The organism is Sphingobacterium humi, assembly GCF_009768885.1.
GTDB lineage: Bacteria > Bacteroidota > Bacteroidia > Sphingobacteriales > Sphingobacteriaceae > Sphingobacterium > Sphingobacterium humi.
This window is the reverse complement of record NZ_WSQA01000011.1, coordinates 60,656-77,397: the sequence shown is the minus strand read 5'-3', so window position 1 is coordinate 77,397 and position 16,742 is coordinate 60,656. Positions and strand designations below refer to the sequence as shown.

At 40.6% G+C, this 16,742-nt stretch carries 13 protein-coding genes; 9 read left to right on the top strand and 4 right to left on the bottom strand.

Annotated features, from left to right (window positions below; genetic code table 11):
• Positions 1–37: 37 nt before the first annotated feature.
• Complete coding sequence (locus GQF63_RS14240) at positions 38–1,597, top strand: Ig-like domain-containing domain (protein ID WP_246163543.1); 1,560 nt, start codon at positions 38–40, stop codon at positions 1,595–1,597.
• Here GQF63_RS14240 and GQF63_RS14235 read toward each other — a convergent pair.
• Together GQF63_RS14235 and nadB are read right to left on the bottom strand one after the other, a co-directional pair.
• Positions 1,594–2,109, bottom strand: coding sequence for a gamma carbonic anhydrase family protein (locus tag GQF63_RS14235; protein WP_160369913.1), 516 nt, complete (start codon positions 2,107–2,109; stop codon positions 1,594–1,596). The two genes, GQF63_RS14240 and GQF63_RS14235, sit on opposite strands and share 4 nt — an antisense overlap.
• Positions 2,110–2,124: 15 nt before the next feature.
• Positions 2,125–3,717, bottom strand: a complete 1,593-nt coding sequence (gene nadB / locus GQF63_RS14230; protein WP_160369912.1) for an L-aspartate oxidase — start codon at positions 3,715–3,717, stop codon at positions 2,125–2,127.
• 480 nt (positions 3,718–4,197) lie between these two features.
• Between nadB and nadA the strand changes: the two genes are divergently transcribed.
• The 3 genes from nadA to GQF63_RS14215 all read left to right on the top strand — a co-directional run bounded on the left by nadA (position 4,198) and on the right by GQF63_RS14215 (position 7,158).
• A complete protein-coding gene (gene nadA, locus GQF63_RS14225; protein WP_160369911.1) occupies positions 4,198–5,196 on the top strand; it encodes a quinolinate synthase NadA in 999 nt (332 codons plus the stop codon).
• 7 nt (positions 5,197–5,203) lie between these two features.
• Entirely contained in the window at positions 5,204–6,250 is a 1,047-nt protein-coding gene (gene thiL, locus GQF63_RS14220) for a thiamine-phosphate kinase (RefSeq protein WP_160369910.1), read from the top strand.
• A 170-nt stretch (positions 6,251–6,420) separates the two neighbouring features.
• On the top strand, positions 6,421–7,158 hold the full coding sequence (locus GQF63_RS14215; RefSeq protein WP_160369909.1) for a LuxR C-terminal-related transcriptional regulator: 738 nt from the start codon (positions 6,421–6,423) through the stop codon (positions 7,156–7,158).
• Positions 7,159–7,630: 472 nt separating this feature from the next.
• On the opposite strand, the gene GQF63_RS14210 is transcribed toward GQF63_RS14215, so the two are convergent.
• On the bottom strand, positions 7,631–9,238 hold the full coding sequence (locus tag GQF63_RS14210) for an acyl-CoA carboxylase subunit beta (RefSeq protein WP_160369908.1): 1,608 nt from the start codon (positions 9,236–9,238) through the stop codon (positions 7,631–7,633).
• A 136-nt stretch (positions 9,239–9,374) separates the two neighbouring features.
• Here GQF63_RS14210 and GQF63_RS14205 point away from each other — a divergent pair, with 136 nt between their 5' ends.
• Genes GQF63_RS14205 through GQF63_RS14195 form a run of 3 tightly spaced genes read left to right on the top strand, consistent with a single transcriptional unit; the run spans position 9,375 to position 12,109 of the window.
• Positions 9,375–10,526, top strand: coding sequence for an acyl-CoA dehydrogenase family protein (locus GQF63_RS14205; protein WP_160369907.1), 1,152 nt, complete (start codon positions 9,375–9,377; stop codon positions 10,524–10,526).
• Complete coding sequence (locus GQF63_RS14200; protein WP_160369906.1) at positions 10,516–11,373, top strand: beta/alpha barrel domain-containing protein; 858 nt, start codon at positions 10,516–10,518, stop codon at positions 11,371–11,373. The genes GQF63_RS14205 and GQF63_RS14200 overlap by 11 nt, the downstream gene beginning before the upstream one ends.
• Positions 11,363–12,109, top strand: coding sequence for an enoyl-CoA hydratase/isomerase family protein (locus tag GQF63_RS14195; RefSeq protein WP_160369905.1), 747 nt, complete (start codon positions 11,363–11,365; stop codon positions 12,107–12,109). The genes GQF63_RS14200 and GQF63_RS14195 overlap by 11 nt, the downstream gene beginning before the upstream one ends.
• On the opposite strand, the gene GQF63_RS14190 is transcribed toward GQF63_RS14195, so the two are convergent.
• Complete coding sequence (locus GQF63_RS14190; protein ID WP_160369904.1) at positions 12,106–12,855, bottom strand: segregation and condensation protein A; 750 nt, start codon at positions 12,853–12,855, stop codon at positions 12,106–12,108. The genes GQF63_RS14195 and GQF63_RS14190 overlap by 4 nt on opposite strands.
• 149 nt (positions 12,856–13,004) lie before the next feature.
• Between GQF63_RS14190 and dxs the strand changes: the two genes are divergently transcribed.
• On the top strand, positions 13,005–14,933 hold the full coding sequence (gene dxs / locus GQF63_RS14185; RefSeq protein WP_160369903.1) for a 1-deoxy-D-xylulose-5-phosphate synthase: 1,929 nt from the start codon (positions 13,005–13,007) through the stop codon (positions 14,931–14,933).
• A 353-nt stretch (positions 14,934–15,286) separates the two neighbouring features.
• Positions 15,287–16,714, top strand: a complete 1,428-nt coding sequence (gene dnaA, locus GQF63_RS14180) for a chromosomal replication initiator protein DnaA (RefSeq protein WP_160369902.1) — start codon at positions 15,287–15,289, stop codon at positions 16,712–16,714.
• Positions 16,715–16,742 lie beyond the last annotated feature (28 nt).

Sequence of the window (16,742 nt, the reverse complement as noted above, 5' to 3'; positions counted from 1 at the left end):
AACTGTTATCTGTTTGAGTTTTTCTCAATGTGCCAATATGCAAAGGCCTAATGGCGGTCCCAAAGATTCCATTCCACCAAAACTCTTAAATGAATCGCCGGCCAACCTGAGCAGAAATTTTAAAGAAAAGGAAATAGTATTGACTTTTGATGAGTACATTAAAATTGCAAACCAGCAAAAAGAATTTACCATTTCCCCGGATGCCAATGAGCAACCTCTCTTCAAAATCAGAAAGAAGAACCTGCACATTACCCTTCCGGATTCTTTGGAAGCCAATACCACCTATACCATCAACTTTGGTAAAGGCCTTGTAGATTATAACGAAGGGAATCCCCTACCAAACTATACCTATGTATTCGCAACAGGCGATCAGCTCGATTCCTTAACGATCTCCGGTAAAGTACAGAATGGCTATACCAAAGCTTTTGACTATAACTTAGACAAAGATGTGAATGTCATCTTGATTCCAACAAGTCGTGATAGCATCTTCGGAAAGAAAAAAGCTTCGTACTATACCGCCGTGGATTCCTCTGGAAATTTCCAATTCAAAAACTTACGGGAAGACACCTACCGTATTTACGCCATTAAAGAACAAAACAACGATAAAATCTTTAACGGCCAAGATGAATGGATCGGATTCTTACAAGATAGTATTGTGCTGACGGAGAACCTAGCAGACGTTAAGCTATCCTTCACCAAAGGTAGAGCAGCCATCTTCCGTAATATGGAAAAGAAAATGGATAAGGATGGAAGTATACTCTTAACCTTCAATAGAGGTATAGATGATCCCAGTATCCGTATTCTGTACCCCGCGGATATCGATGCGAATAAACTCGTTAAATTCAACGTGAATAACGATACAGCGAAGGTATATTTTGAGCCTAAGGAAATTGATTCCATCAACTTCGAAGTAGCTGAAGCTGGAAAGGTATTGGATACCATCAAGTTTAAAAAGCCCAGAAACCTGAAAGTTGAGCGAACGATAAGTCCGCAGTATAACTTTACCAATAAGGTCGATCGTATCAAGCATATCGAATTAACCGCAAACTATCCCCTAGCCTCGGTAGATAAAAACAAAATCTTAGTACTAGAGGATTCTGTATCCCGTAGAAACTTCCAATTACAGCAGGATAGCATCAATAAAGAGCTTTATCATATCCGTTATAACTGGCGCCCGAATAAAAACTACGAATTGGTATTACAGGAGGGCGCATTGATTGGTCCATTTGATGAGGTAAATAAGGAACAAAAGGCCCAATTTACCTTTAATGAAACGGAGAATTATGGCGATATTACCCTGACATTCACCGGTTTAGATGCAGGAAAACAATACATCATCGAACTCATTGACGAGAAAAAAGAGAAGGTATTTGATAAGCGCATTTTACCTGAAAACTATAAACTCTCGTACCTGAAATTTGAAGGTGGAAAATACGCCATCCGCGTCATTGAAGATAGCAATAAAAACGGAAAGTGGGATGTTGGTGATGTCTATACCCGAAGACAGGCAGAACCTATATGGTACCTGGAACGAACCTTTACCATTCGGGCGAACTGGGAACAAAATGAAACAATCGAAGTAAAATTTGAAGATTAGTCGGTTTTAAACCAGGAACTATATAACACATAATTATGTGGTAACCTCTTTAGAAGATCAAGCTGCTCCTCACTGAGCGGCTTGATTTTTTTTGCCGGAACACCAGCATATAAATAGCCCGCTTCACAAACCGTATTTTCCAGGACAACGGCACCTGCAGCAATAATAACCTGCGATTGGATATGAGCTCGATCCATCACGATAGCCCCCATCCCGATCAGCACATAATCATCAATCCTACAGCCGTGCACAATCGCATTATGACCAATATTCACATAATTACCAATGTCGGTACCATTCTTTTTATAGGTTCCATGTATACATACATTATCCTGAATATTACTGTAGTTACCGATTTTAATATAATTCACATCCCCTCGGATAACCGCATTAAACCAAACAGAACAATGATCGCCTAGTTCCACTTCGCCAACAAGCGTAGAATTAGGCGCTATAAAGCATTCTTCTCCAATAACAGGGGTAATTCCGCGGACAGGTAAAATAGTCGCCATAAAGAGCTTAAAATATTATAAAACCGTATCTTCTAATTGATTAGCATGTTGCGGATAATCCGTTGTATAGTGCAATCCCCGACTTTCCTTCCGTAAAGTAGCCGATTTAACCACTAAATAAGCCACCTGAATTACGTTTCGCAATTCACAAAGCTTCACAGAAAGTTTGGTATTCTTGTAAAAGGCTTCCGTTTCTTCATGTAACAAACCCAAACGACGCATGGCCCGCTCTAAACGAAAATCAGAACGTACAATCCCCACATAATCGCTCATCAACTTTTGCGTTTCCCGCAAATTATGCGTTACTAAAATATCCTCATTGGATAATTGCGTATTGGAATCATCCCAATCGCGAATACCGTCTTGAAAATCAATGCTTTGAATCCGCTCAGCCGCATGTACGAAAATACGATGTGCATAAACAGCAGCTTCAAGTAAAGAGTTGGAAGCCAACCTGTTAGCACCATGTAAGCCTGTTGAAGAACATTCACCACAGGCATATAGATTTTTAATAGAAGTAGCGCCATACTCATCCACCAGGATGCCGCCACATAAATAATGCGCAGCTGGCGATACCGGAATATAATCCTTGGTCATATCTAAACCCACTGACAGGCACTTTTCATAGATATTCGGAAAATGAGAAAGGATATCCGATTTCGAGCGGTGGGTAATATCTAAATACACATAATCCAAACCCGACTTCTTCATTTCCGCGTCAATAGCCCGCGCCACAATATCTCTTGGTGCCAACGAAGCACGTTCATCATACTCTTCCATAAAAGACTCTCCATTCACTCGCCGTAGTACACCACCAAAGCCACGAACAGCCTCAGAGATTAAAAATGCAGGATATTCCCGTGGATTATACAAAGCCGTAGGATGGAATTGAATAAACTCCATATTACGCACTTTACCTTTTGCACGATACACCATGGCAATGCCATCACCTGTGGCAATGGTAGGATTCGTTGTGGACGAATAAATGTGCCCTGCGCCACCTGTAGCCATTAAAGTTTGCTTTGCTAACAGTTTTTCCACATGCTTAGTTTGCGTATTTAACGCATATATACCATAACAAGTGATGTTTTCTGACCGTTTATCCACATGTTCTCCTAAATGGTGTTGGGTAATGATATCGATCGCAAAATAATGCGTCAGGATCTCAATATTCGGATGGGCATGAATACGCTCCAATAAGGCACGTTCGATCTCATAACCCGTAATATCCTTATAATGAAGGATTCTATGCATAGAATGCCCACCTTCTTTGGCTAAATCATATTCGCCGGAGGCTTCCTTATCGAAAGATGTTCCATAGGAAACAAGCTCTGCAATGCGTGCCGGGCCTTCTTTTACCACGTTTTCCACAACTTGTGGATTACATAAACCATCCCCAGCTATTAAGGTATCTTGTATATGTTTTTCAAAACTATCCGTCTCATCCGTCACTACAGCAACACCGCCCTGCGCATATTTCGTATTCGACTCATCCTCATTGGCTTTCGTTACAATAAGCACCTTTCCAAGCTCCGCCGCTTTTAATGCAAAGCTTAATCCCGCAATTCCGGAACCTACAACTAAAAAATCAACTTTTCTATCCAGCATGTATTTTTAAATGAAATCGGTATTTGATTAAAACAAATTAACAAAATATGTGGATAACCTGTAAAAAAGAAGTGAATAAAAATGGAAAACTATTTATTACTCCACAATCCACAGGTTTTACACACATATCCACAGTCCTTATCCCGAAAATATCAATCGACTTTCAACAAATCTCCACAACAATAAAATTCACAAAAAAATATGGAGAAAATAAAAGCTGAAAAATAGAAGATTTGAAAATCAGCGACTAAAGGGTTGAAAACTGTGGATAAGTTGTGGATAAACATGGAAAACCAACTAAAAAAAATTAAAAATCTAATAATTCTCCCCATTTTCCACAGTCTAATAAACAATAAGATCTCTTTTTAAAAAAAGAATTATTATTTATTGTAAAAAGGGAATGTGGATTTCGTTTGGATTTCTTTCTTTACTTTTGTGTCGTTGTAGAGTCAAATAAATCAGTGATACTAAGAAAAACGAATGAACACTACTTTTGAAAATGATCTTTCCGCAAAAGGTTATATCGATGTGGCTATAGATCCAAGCATTGATCTGGTTGCTGAGATTAACAGATTGAAAAAAGAAAAGAATGCGGTTATCCTAGCGCATTATTACCAAGAGTCTGAAATTCAGGACTTAGCTGATTATATTGGAGATAGCTTAGGCTTATCTCAACAAGCAGCCAAGACAGACGCAGATGTTATTGTATTTGCTGGGGTACATTTTATGGCGGAAACCGCCAAAATATTGTCACCTTCAAAGAAGGTATTGCTTCCTGACTTAAAAGCAGGCTGCTCATTATCAGATAGTTGTCCCCCGCATTTATTTGCGAAGTTTAAAGAGAAATACCCAGACCATTTGGTGATTACTTATGTAAACTGTACAGCGGAGCTGAAAGCTTTATCTGATATTGTGTGTACCTCTAGCAATGCCGTACAAATTGTAGAAAGCTTACCTGCCGATCAGAAGATTATCTTCGGACCTGACCGAAACTTAGGGGCCTATGTACAAAAGAAAACAGGTCGCGACTTGGTACTTTGGAATGGCGCATGTATGGTGCACGAGATTTTCTCGCAAGAAAAATTAGATGCCCTGCGTTTGGAATATCCACATGCTAAATTTATTGCTCACCCCGAATGTGAAGATCACATCCTGGCCCAGGCAGATTATATTGGCTCCACATCAGGGATGTTGAAGTTTACCATTGAGGATCCAACGGATACCTACATTGTAGCAACGGAATCTGGAATTTTGCACCAAATGCAGAAGTCTAGTCCCAATAAAACATTCATTCCGGCACCTCCGAACAACCTTTGTGCTTGTAACGATTGCCCACATATGAAATTAAATACACTGGAAAAACTATACAATTGCTTGTATTTCGAGCAACCGGAGATTGTTTTACCAGCAGATATTATTGCCCGTGCGCAGAAACCAATCGAGCGAATGCTTGATATCTCTGCCAAACTGGGTTTATAGAAAGAATATGTTCGATAATAAAGAAAAGACCAACTTAAATGAGATGGGTGAATTTGGCTTGATCCAACACCTGACGCAAACCATACAATTGACGAATGAATCCTCGGTAAAAGGCATTGGTGACGATGCGGCAGTCCTTGATTTTAAGGATAAGAAAACCTTGATTTCCACCGATCTATTATTGGAAAATGTGCATTTCGACCTCCGCTATGTACCCCTTAAACACTTAGGTTATAAGGCTATACAGGTTAACTTAAGCGATATTTATGCCATGAATGGCATCGCCTCTCAGGTCACCATATCCATTGGTGTTTCTTCTAAATTTCCATTGGAAGCTTTAGAAGAATTGTATGCCGGTGCTTTAATTGCCTGTGAAAAATATAAGGTAGATCTAGTTGGTGGCGATACTTCAACCTCTACTCAAGGGCTTGTGATTTCAGTAACCAGTATTGGTTATGCCGAAGCAGATGAGATTGCTTACCGCTCAGGTGCCAAAGAGGGCGATCTTTTATGTGTGAGTGGTGATTTAGGTGGTGCTTATGTAGGCTTGCAAATATTAGAACGGGAGAAACAGATTTACCTGGAAAATCCTGAAATTCAACCAGATCTGGAAGGAAAAGATTATATTATCGAGCGCCAATTGAAACCGGAAGCACGGAAGGATGTAGTGGAATTATTCCGGCATTTACACGTGAAACCTCATGCCATGATTGATGTTTCCGACGGCTTAGCCTCCGAGATTCTGCATATCTGTAACGCATCGAACTTAGGTTGTAAACTTTATGAAGATAAAATTCCTATCGATCCGATGACTTATGAAACCGCCCGTGAATTCGGATTAGACCCTACGGTCTGTGCCTTGAGTGGTGGCGAAGATTATGAACTGCTATTTACCGTGCCGCAAAGTGATTACGATAAGGTCAAAAACCAATTGGATATCTCGATTATTGGTTATATGACCGAGCCTGCAGCGGGTCAAAAGATGATATCAAAATCAGGATCAGAGCATGATATTGTCGCACAAGGTTGGAATGCCTTTACGAAAAAAGATTAACCAGCATATTAATTAAGATTCGCTCTTAATTTTTAGGTTTAACTATAAATAAAGCGCCTTATGGGCGCTTTTCTTGTATCTTATTTTTTACCTCTTTTTAATAATTACTTTTTTTAGCTTTATAAAAACAGACAGGATATTACTATCTTTGAAAACCAAATTATTAACTATTGAACTGGAAGGAATTTATTACATCTGCTGGATCCTTATTGGAAGAATTGAGTAAGGATGAGCTACGTATGTTTAACGATCATATTTCGTTAAAATTAGATAGCTATTACTTTGTGTTAAATTGTGTTAGTACGGAGATTGAGCAATATTCTGAAGATTTTACCCGTGTTTTAGGCTATAGCCACAAAGAATTTTCCTTTGAAAAATTAATTCAAATCATACATCCTGACGATGCTGCCATCTTTATGGCACATGAGCAGTTAGCCCTTAAGTTTTGCCTAAATACCCCCATAGAAAAGCAAAAACAGTTTAAAGTAGTGCACGATTTCCGTATCCGTAAAAAGTCAGGTGCCTACATTCGGGTGATGCAACAAGCCGTAGCCTATGAGCTGACAGATACCTGCGTTCTGAAAACTATAGTTCACCATTTCGATATCAGTACCATTAAATCTAGTGAGGTTTGCCAATTGCATTTTATCGATCAACTCGGGAAGGAGACGGTTTATAATGTTACAGAAGAAACAGTTTTGCAAACCCCAGCCAGCTTCTCGCTAACCAAGCGCGAAAGAGAAATACTTTACCAATTAGATAAAGGTTATAACAGCGAGCAAATCGCTGAAAACCTGTTTATTAGTGTGCATACGGTACGAACCCACCGAAAAAACCTCCTCAATAAAACCAATAGCGAAAATACAATAGAGCTGCTGCAAAAGGTAAAAGCCATGCGGTTGATATAAGGTATTTAGGGCGGCATGGCACTGTTTTATAATGGTGCTGTCATCAATTTTGTCATCAATTTTGTCATGGTGAGCGGAGTCGAACCACGAACGACTGGTACGTCAGTACCGATTGTACGCTATATGTCGCTTTGCGCAAAGTGTTGTAAATAAACACACACGTATTGCTATTTTTTAATAACACCTTTCTATAAACTATTAATAATAAATATGTTATTAATGATGGATTGTATTGACGTACCAGTCGTTCGACTCCGCTCACGATGACAACATGATCTCACCCTTTCTTCACCCCTTTCACTTCTCTTTCTCACCCGTATCAATCCCCTTTGCAAAGGCTTCATAAAGAGAAGAGAAAGGGCTTAAAATAAGGCCAAATATTACCCTCCCTCAAACGAAATACAAAAAAAGACGTTGCATGCAACGTCTTTTATAGGACCTCATAAAAGCCCAGCTCGAATATGTATCTTTTTTAAGTTTGAATAACGCCTAATTTATAATCTGGAATTACTGGATTACACGCAGCTGCCTCTATACCCATGGAAATGATTTTCCGGGTTTCAGCAGGATCGATTACCCCATCTACCCACAAGCGGGACGCCGCATAATACGGACTTAATTGGGCATTGTATTTTTCCTCGATATCGGCTAAAAGCTTGTTTTTATCGGCTTCCGATAGGTTTACGTCTTTACCCTTTAAACTGGCCTCTTGAATTTGTAAGAGGGTTTTTCCGGCGGAAGCACCACTCATAACGGCTATTTTTGCCGTTGGCCAGGCATAAATCAACCGTGGATCATAAGCCTTGCCACACATCGCATAATTGCCGGCACCGTAGCTATTTCCTACGATAAAGGTAAATTTAGGTACTACCGAGTTGGCCATGGCATTCACCATTTTAGCGCCATCTTTAATAATGCCGCCGTGTTCTGCGCGCGATCCTACCATAAAGCCGGAGATATCCTGGAAAAACACCAAGGGTATTTTTTGTTGGTTGCAGTTCATGATGAAGCGTGCCGCCTTATCGGCAGAGTCGGAATAGATAACACCGCCCATCTGCATTTCAGTGGAATTTCCGGGTTTCTTGGCCTTTACAATCTCGCGTTGGTTGGCGACAATACCTACAGCCCAACCATCAATACGGGCCAGGGCACAGATTAGCGTTTTACCATAGTCTTTTTTATATTCTTCCAGGCTGCCTTCATCCACAATACTGTTCAATACCTCCAGCATATTATAGGGTTTTAAGCGATCCTCAGGAAAGTATTGGTATAGTTGTTCCATGGTTTTGGCGGGTGCCTTCGCTTCTACTCTTGAGAAAAGTGCTTTCGGGCTATCGCCGAATTTATCGACAATATTCTTAATGGCATCTAAACAAGCCTCATCGTTCGGGTATTTATTATCGGTAACCCCTGAAATTTCAGAATGGGTAGATGCGCCACCAAGGGTTTCATTATCAATCACTTCACCGATGGAGGATTTAACCAAGTAAGAGCCGGCCAGAAATACAGATCCGGTTCCTTCAACGATCAAGGCATAGTCAGACATTATCGGCAAATAGGCGCCGCCTGCTACGCAAGAACCCATAATGGCTGCAATTTGAGGAATACCCATGGCTGATATCTTCGCGTTATTCCTAAAAATACGGCCGAAATGTTCCTTATCGGGAAAGATTTCATCTTGCATTGGCAGGTACACTCCTGCAGAATCAACTAAGTAAATAATAGGCAATCTGTTTTCCATTGCGATTTCCTGGGCCCGCAAATTCTTCTTACAGGTAATCGGAAACCAGGCGCCAGCTTTTACGGTTGCATCGTTGGATACCAGGATGCATAAGCGACCCTTTACATAACCCATAACGACCACTACCCCAGCATTTGGACACCCTCCATGTTCTTGGTATTGGCCTTCGCCGGCGAAGATGCCAATTTCACTATAAGGACGATCTTCATCTAATAGGTAAATGATCCGTTCCCATGCTGACATCTTACCTTTTTCGCGTTGTTTTTGGATTTTTTCTAAACCTCCCCCAAGTAATAATTCCTCCCTTTTTCGTTGGAGCTCACCAAGTAAACTAATCATGTTCGGTATTAAAATAATGTAAATTTATAACGGTTATAAAATCTTTTTTTTATAAATATCATAAAATATAATTTGTTTTTTATAATATTTGTAAAAAATATTTTTACCAAAATATAAACTAAAATAAAATAAAATTATGTTTCAAGTTAGTTCGGACGAGCATCTTATGCTGGTCAAAGAAAGCGCTAGGAATTTTGCGATGACCTATATTAAACCGCATGTGATGGCATGGGATGAAGCACAACTTTTCCCTATTGATGTATTTAAGAAATTAGGTGAGCACGGTTTTATGGGCATTATTGTGCCGGAGCAATATGGAGGGTCAGGATTAAGCTATCAGGAATACATTAGCATACTCGATGAAATTTCGAAAGTATGTGGCTCTATAGGCTTATCGGTGGCGGCGCATAACTCCTTATGTACGAATCATATTTTATCCTTTGCCAACGAAGAACAAAAGCAAAAATACCTACCCAAGCTGGCAAGTGGGGAGTGGATTGGTGCGTGGGGATTAACAGAACCGGGTTCCGGATCGGATGCTGGTGGTATGAACACGACTGCAGTTGCTGATGGCGATTATTTCGTATTGAATGGCGATAAAACCTTTATTACCCATGCTATTAGTGGGGATGTGGCTGTGGTAATGGCGCGTACCGGTGAAAAAGGTGATAAAAAAGGAATTTCTGCCTTTATTGTAGAAAAAGGTACGCCTGGTTTCACAGCTGGTGCAAAAATGGATAAATTAGGCATGCGTGCTTCAGAAACAGGCTCTTTATTCTTTGATAACTGTCGTATTCCGAAAAGCCAATTGATTGGTGAAGTGGGAGATGGCTTTGTTCAGGCCTTAAAATTATTGGATGGGGGTCGTATTTCCATTGCTGCTTTATCGTTAGGTATTGCGCGTGGAGCCTATGAATGTGCGTTAAAATATGCCAATGAGCGCGAACAATTTCAGACGAAGATTTTTGATTTTCAAGCCGTTGGTTTTACCTTAGCGGATATGGCTACTAAAATTGAGGCTTCTGAATTATTGATCCGCCGGGCGGGGCAATTGAAAGACGAAGGCAAGAAGGTGACCAAGGAAGGTGCCATGGCAAAGTTATTTGCTTCGGAAACGGCTGTTGAAGTATCAAATGAAGGCGTACAAATCTTAGGGGGCTATGGTTTCACCAAAGATTTCCCTGCCGAGAAGTATTTTAGAGATGCCAAACTATGTACCATTGGGGAGGGAACCAGTTCCATTCAGCGTATGGTAATTGCAAGGGAGATTAAAAAAGATGCAAAATAATTCAAGTGTTCAGTTAGTCGATTGTCCTCGAGATGCCATTCAAGGCATTAAGTTTCCGATTCCTACGGAATTAAAAATCAAGTATATCAATCAATTGATTCAAAGTAAATTATTTGATTGTATAGATTTTGGAAGTTTCGTATCGCCGAAGGCTGTTCCACAGATGCAAGATACCCAGGCGGTATTAGCGGGTATGGAAAAGCTGGATGAGGTGAAGCTATTGGCCATTATTGCGAATGTGCGCGGTGCTGAAATTGGATCGACTTTCCCGGAGATTGATTTTCTGGGTTTTCCATTTTCTATTTCGGAAACCTTTCAACAGAAAAATACCAACGCAAGCATTCAGCAGGCCTATAGTCAGGTGCAGCAAATGCAGGATATACTCGCTAAAAACAGCACACAAGAATTAGTAATTTATATTTCTATGGCCTTTGGTAATCCTTATGGAGATCCTTGGGCCATGGATTTGGTAAGCGAGTGGGTTGGAAAATTACAAGAACTTGGGGTTCAACATTTTTCGATTGCCGATACTACGGCAGAAGCGCGCCCAGAACAAGTGGGCGATTTATTTGTTAAGTTGAAGGAAGAATTTAATGAGCTAGCCTTCAGTGTGCATTTACATTCGTATGTAGAGGATGCTTTATTAAAGGTGAATGCGGCCTATGATGCGGGTTGCAGACGCTTTGAAGGGGCTATTTTAGGTTATGGAGGCTGTCCTTTTGCGCAGGATGAACTGGTAGGGAATATACCTTCCGAATTACTGGTCGATCGTTTTCAAAAGGGATCCTATGCGCAGGTGGCTCCCTTGATGGACGCATTTCAAAAAATGATAAGACATGAAGTATAATTTTATTGAAACCAATGTAGATGGCTATATCTTCAGCCTGACCTTAGCGAGGGAGGCCAAACGTAATGCCTTTACCCCTACGATGGTGAATGAAATTGCGCATGCCTTGGAAACAGCCAATAGCCTGGATGAGGTAAAGGTGGTTGTTCTGCGTGCTAAAGGTCCTGTTTTCTGTGCGGGTATGGACTTAAAGACCTACCAAAATCCGGAATTGGACACGCTAAATCCGGAGATTAATAACGAGCAGGTTTCCTTAGGGGAAGTATTCGATCGCTTGACCAAACCGTCCATTGCGCTGGTTGAGGGCGATGTAATTGCGGGTGGCTTCCTATTTATATTGGGTTGTACCTATGTGCTGGCCAAAGAAAACCTCTATTTTAAATTACCGGAGATTAATTTGGGTATTTTTCCGTTTCAGGTATTGGCGGGCTTAATCCGGGTAATGCCGGAGAAAAAAGCACTGCAACTCTGTTTAGACGGTCAGCCCTTTCCTAGTGCGAAAGCCCTTGAATATGGTATTGTAGATACTATTTTGGAAGAAAATACACTTAGGGATTTACTGGCAACTTTTGAAGGTAAAAATACCTATGCCATACAAGCGGGTATGGAAGCCTTGAAAGCGATTCGTGGCATGGACAGTAAGGAACAATATGCTTACCTCCTGGGTTGTTTAACCAAACTTAAGGATAAGGAAGAGGTGAAAACGCAAATGGAAGCGCGTTTGAAAAAGGATTAAGATACTTTTTTGGCAATAAAGAAGTTATTGTAGCCTAAGCCGATCTCGATATCCAAGAGTTTTTGCTGCAGCATTTCTAATACAGCTAAAAAGTTATAAACGAACTGCACCTTATTTTCAGAATGCTTGGCAATGGCCGAGAAATCTAAACTATTATTGATTTCAATCAGTTGGGCAATGGCCTTCTTCTGCTGTTCGATGGTATAGGGATATTTGACGACGGTATGCTTCACCTCCTGAATGCGGTGGGTATAATTGTACATCATCCGCTCGTAAACCATCATCAGGCGATATAGGGTAAAAGAGGATAGTTCTTCTTCAGTATTGCGGATGGATTTGGAGGCAATCTTTAAGTCTTGGCTAATGTTGCCACGTTCATGCAATTGCATACGAGAATCTTCCAGGGTTTTGAAATTTTCAGATACCTCTTTGAACTGCTTGTAAAGAACAAGTTTTTGGACTAACTCTTTCTTTAAATCTATTTCGTTCTCGTTTTCATCCAAATCAGGTCGCGGCAACAACATCTTGGCTTTAATGCGCATTAATGTGGCGGCCACAAAGATAAACTCGCTGGCTAGTTCGATGTTCAGGGCTTGCATATGTTGAATATAGGCCAGGAAATCGTCTGTAATTTTGGAGATTGGAATATCGTGGATATTCAATTCATCCCTTTCAATAAAGAAGAGCAGTAAATCAAAGGGTCCCTCAAACTGGGCCAGCTTAATTTCGTAGTTTGTTGATTCCATAGAACGCCTCAAAAATAAGGATTTAATCGTTAATCTTCTCTTGTTTTGCGTTTTTGAGGAAAACAATTGGCTTGATAAAATTGTATATATATTCCACAGTTAGCAGAATAAATTGTTACTTTGTATCTTATTTTGAAATTTTTGAAGTTATGCAGGTAGAAGCAGGAGCGCTATTAAAGAAAATCCAGTATCCTTCAGATCTAAGAAAACTAAAAGAATCTGAGCTTGAGCAGGTTTGTAAAGAGCTTAGACAATTTATAATCGACATCGTTTCGGTCAATGGCGGGCACTTTGCGGCCAGCTTAGGTGTGGTCGAACTGACGGTCGCCTTACACTACGCGTTAAATACCCCTTACGATCAGATCTTATTTGATGTAGGACACCAGGCCTATGGCCATAAAATATTAACCGGACGCCGGGAAAGCTTCCATACCAACCGTATTCTCGGGGGACTATCGGGTTTTCCAAAGCGTTCTGAAAGTGAATACGATGCTTTTGGGGTAGGTCACTCTTCTACTTCCATTTCCGCAGCCTTAGGCATGGCGGTGGCATCGGCCTATAAAGGCGAAACCGATAGACAGCATGTGGCGATTATTGGTGACGGTGCCTTAACAGGTGGAATGGCCTTCGAAGCCTTGAACCATGCCGGTATCGAGAAATCTAACCTCTTGGTGATTTTGAATGATAACTGCATGTCCATCGACCCGAACGTGGGGGCCATGAAAGAGTATTTAACCAGTATAACGACTTCTAAGAGCTACAATAGGTTTCGTGATGATTTAGTAGCCGTCTTAGCGAAGATCTCTAAGAACGGCCCTAATGCCTATGGTTGGGCCAAGAAATTGGAGCAAAGTATCAAAGGGACGCTATTGAAGAACGCGAACTTATTTGAATCCTTGAATTTCCGGTATTTTGGACCTGTTGATGGACATGATATCAATAAATTGGTGAAGACCATTGAGGATTTAAAGCATATTAACGGGCCGAAATTGTTACACGTGGTTACCGTGAAAGGAAAAGGCTATGCCTTGGCGGAGAAAGATCAAACGAAATGGCATGCGCCAGGTTTGTTCGATAAAATTACGGGCGAAATCAAGAAAAGTATTCCGGATAAGCCGCAGCCACCGAAATATCAGGATGTGTTTGGACATACCCTGGTTGAATTGGCGGAGGCGAACAGCAAGATTATGGGCATTACCCCGGCGATGCCATCGGGTTCATCGATGAATATCATGATGAAAGCGATGCCTGATCGGGCTTTTGATGTGGGTATTGCGGAACAACATGCTGTTACCTTTAGTGCCGGCCTGGCTGCGCAAGGGCTCGTTCCTTTCTGTAATATTTACTCGTCTTTTATGCAACGTGCCTACGATCAGGTTATTCATGATGTGGCCTTGCAGCACTTAAATGTGGTGTTTTGCTTAGATAGAGCCGGCTTAGTTGGCGCTGATGGGCCGACACACCATGGTGCTTACGATATTTCCTTTATGCGTTGTGTTCCGAACCTGATTGTGTCCTCCCCGATGAACGAGGAAGAACTGCGGAACTTGATGTATACGGCTCAATTGCCGGATAAGGGGCCTTTTGTAATACGCTATCCGCGAGGAAACGGGGTTATGCCTGATTGGAAGCTGCCATTCCGGGAAATTACCATCGGTAAAGGCCGTAAGATTTGTGATGGGGAAGACATTGCCATCCTTACCTTCGGACACATCGGCAATGAAGCCAGTAAGGCTATTCAGAATCTTCGTGAAGATGGTATTCATCCGGCACATTACGATTTGCGCTTTGCCAAGCCTTTAGATACCGAGCTTTTGCATGAGGTATTTAAGAAGTTTACTAAAGTGATTACCGTTGAAGATGGTTGCTTACCGGGAGGTATCGGATCGGCCGTGCTCGAGTTTATGTCCGAAAATAACTACGATGCGCAGGTCACTCGTTTGGGAATTCCGGATACGATTATTGAACATGGTGAACAAGCGGAACTATGGCATATCTGTGGCTATGACGCAAAAGGCATAGAATCGGAGGTTAGAAAATTAACCAAGGGAATAAAGACCGAAAGTTTGGTAGGATAATTGCTATCATTTATAAGGTTTTACAGAATCTTTGAAACAATATTAGAGAGAAGCCAAAAGGCTTCTTTTTTTTATTAAAAGTTTTCCACAGTCTAAATCCTAAACTTAATTTTTCCTTTAAAAAATTGATTTTGAATACGGGTAATTTCAATGTGTTGAAAACTAAATTTGACTTTATTTTTAAAGCTTAAATAACGGTAAAAATCTTAATAAAATACTGTAAAACAGGTAATTAACATTTTTTTACTTTTTTAATTTTTTAGGTGGAAAAAAATTGTCATATTCGTTGTAGGCAAAAGTTATTAACAGGATTTTTGTCAATTATTGGTTATCAAGTTATTAACAAATATAGAATGGAAAAAACGTGTACAAGTGTTTGGGAAAGTTGTCTTGCGGTCATAAAAGATAACATCCCGACGCAAAGTTTTAAAACATGGTTCGAACCCGTTAAAGCTGTACGTCTTGAAGGAAACGTTTTAACTATTCAAGTACCGAGTTTGTTTTTCTATGAGTGGCTAGAAGAACATTACGTAGGTATTCTCAGGAAAACAGTTAAAAAGTTTTTAGGAGAGCAAGGTCGATTGGAGTACAATATTGTTGTAGAGAAATCATCTGCGAACACTCCTTACACAACGAACATTCCTTCAAATGGTAATGGTGCAGAAGGCAAGAGACAGTCTATTCCAGTTCCTGTAGCGCTTAATAAGAACATCAAGAATCCGTTTGTGATTCCTGGCTTGAAAAAGTTGCAAGTAGATCCGCAGTTAAACCAGAATTACACCTTTGATAACTTTATCGAAGGCGAATGTAATCGGTTAGCGCGGTCAGCCGGCTATGCGGTAGCAAACAAACCAGGCGGAACATCCTTTAACCCCTTGATGGTTTATGGCGATGTAGGATTAGGGAAGACCCACCTTGCGCAAGCCATTGGAAACGAGATTAAACGTAATCTGCCAGACAAACTGGTGATCTACGTGTCTTGTGAGAAGTTTTGCCAGCAATTTGTAGACTCCCTGAAGAACAACACGATCAACGACTTCGTGAACTTCTATCAGGCGATGGACGTGATCATTATGGATGATGTGCACAATTTTGCTGGGAAAGAGAAAACACAAGATATCTTCTTCCATATCTTTAACCACTTGCATCAAACGGGAAAACAGATTATCCTTACTTCGGATAAAGCGCCTAAAGACCTATCAGGCTTAGAGGAGCGCTTATTAAGCCGCTTTAAATGGGGCTTATCGGCCGATATTCAGGTTCCTGATCTAGAAACCAGAATGGCCATCCTGAAGAAGAAGATGTATTCTGACGGTATCGAACTACCAGAAAACGTGGTAGAGTATGTAGCAAATCAAATCGATAATTCAGTTCGCGAATTAGAAGGTGCCATGGTATCCTTACTGGCCCAATCCACATTAAACAAACGCGAAATAGATTTGAACCTTGCGAAGTCCATGTTGAAAAACTTTGTGAAGAATACCCACAAAGAAATCTCGATGGAGTATATCCAAAAATTAGTTTGTGAGTATTTCGAGGTGCCTGTAGAAATGGTGAAATCGAAAGTGCGCAAACGTGAAATCGTACAAGCGAGACAGATCTCTATGTATTTAGCTAAGAATCATACGAAATCGTCGCTTAAATCCATTGGAAATTTCTTTGGAGGAAGAGATCACTCGACGGTGATCTATGCTTGCCAAACGGTGGAAGATCTGATTGAAACAGATAAGAAATTCAAAACTTATGTGCAGGATATTCAAAAGAAGCTAAAAGCTTCTTAAACATATAGTAAAGCTAAAGATTTTTTGA

Excerpts from the sequence above, each read along its gene's own strand:
- GQF63_RS14200 (WP_160369906.1), top strand. The coding sequence starts at position 10,516 with ATGCAAAATAATTCAAGTGTTCAGTTAGTCGATTGTCCTCGAGATGCC.
- dxs (WP_160369903.1), top strand. The coding sequence starts at position 13,005 with ATGCAGGTAGAAGCAGGAGCGCTATTAAAGAAAATCCAGTATCCTTCA.
- GQF63_RS14205 (WP_160369907.1), top strand. The coding sequence starts at position 9,375 with ATGTTTCAAGTTAGTTCGGACGAGCATCTTATGCTGGTCAAAGAAAGC.
- dnaA (WP_160369902.1), top strand. The coding sequence starts at position 15,287 with ATGGAAAAAACGTGTACAAGTGTTTGGGAAAGTTGTCTTGCGGTCATA.
- GQF63_RS14190 (WP_160369904.1), bottom strand. The coding sequence starts at position 12,855 with ATGGAATCAACAAACTACGAAATTAAGCTGGCCCAGTTTGAGGGACCC.
- GQF63_RS14240 (WP_246163543.1), top strand. The coding sequence starts at position 38 with ATGCAAAGGCCTAATGGCGGTCCCAAAGATTCCATTCCACCAAAACTC.
- nadB (WP_160369912.1), bottom strand. The coding sequence starts at position 3,717 with ATGCTGGATAGAAAAGTTGATTTTTTAGTTGTAGGTTCCGGAATTGCG.
- thiL (WP_160369910.1), top strand. The coding sequence starts at position 5,204 with ATGTTCGATAATAAAGAAAAGACCAACTTAAATGAGATGGGTGAATTT.
- GQF63_RS14210 (WP_160369908.1), bottom strand. The coding sequence starts at position 9,238 with ATGATTAGTTTACTTGGTGAGCTCCAACGAAAAAGGGAGGAATTATTA.
- nadA (WP_160369911.1), top strand. The coding sequence starts at position 4,198 with ATGAACACTACTTTTGAAAATGATCTTTCCGCAAAAGGTTATATCGAT.
- GQF63_RS14195 (WP_160369905.1), top strand. The coding sequence starts at position 11,363 with ATGAAGTATAATTTTATTGAAACCAATGTAGATGGCTATATCTTCAGC.
- GQF63_RS14235 (WP_160369913.1), bottom strand. The coding sequence starts at position 2,109 with ATGGCGACTATTTTACCTGTCCGCGGAATTACCCCTGTTATTGGAGAA.